Source organism: Bacillus sp. EKM206B (genome assembly GCF_011066015.1).
GTDB classification, from domain to species: domain Bacteria; phylum Bacillota; class Bacilli; order Bacillales; family Bacillaceae; genus Bacillus; species Bacillus velezensis.
In genome coordinates, this window is the sequence record NZ_JAAMNL010000040.1 from 1 (window position 1) to 476 (window position 476).

The following is a 476-nucleotide window of genomic DNA, read 5'->3' on the forward strand; positions in this document are numbered from 1 at the left end:
ATCGCGCGCATTCTCATGGACTGCGGCGTCACGGCTGACGAACGTGTCGGCATTTTGACGAAACCGTCCTTGGAAATGGCCGCGGGCGTACTCGGCGTCCTGAAAGCAGGCGCGGCATTTGTGCCGATTGATCCCGACTACCCGGAAGAGCGGATCAGCTACATTCTGCAGGACAGCGGCGCCAAGCTTCTTCTCACACAGGAAGCGCTGGGCGTGCCGGACAGCTACAACGGAGAAACGATCCTGCTTGACGGCAGCCGCTCCATTCTGAGCCTGCCGCTTGATGAAAACGATGAAGCGAACCCGCAGACGGAAACAACGGCGGATCATCTCGCTTATATGATTTACACGTCAGGAACGACCGGACAGCCGAAGGGTGTCATGGTCGAACACCATGCGCTGGTGAACCTGTGCTTCTGGCACCACGACGCATTCGCCATGACGGCGGATGATAAAAGCGCCAAATACGCGGGCTT

General features: G+C 58.2%; 1 protein-coding gene. It reads left to right on the forward strand.

The genetic code is table 11. From position 1 onward, the window contains the following. On the forward strand, positions 1-476 hold a 476-nt coding region (locus G9F50_RS20290; RefSeq protein WP_165417792.1), incomplete at both ends, for an AMP-binding protein.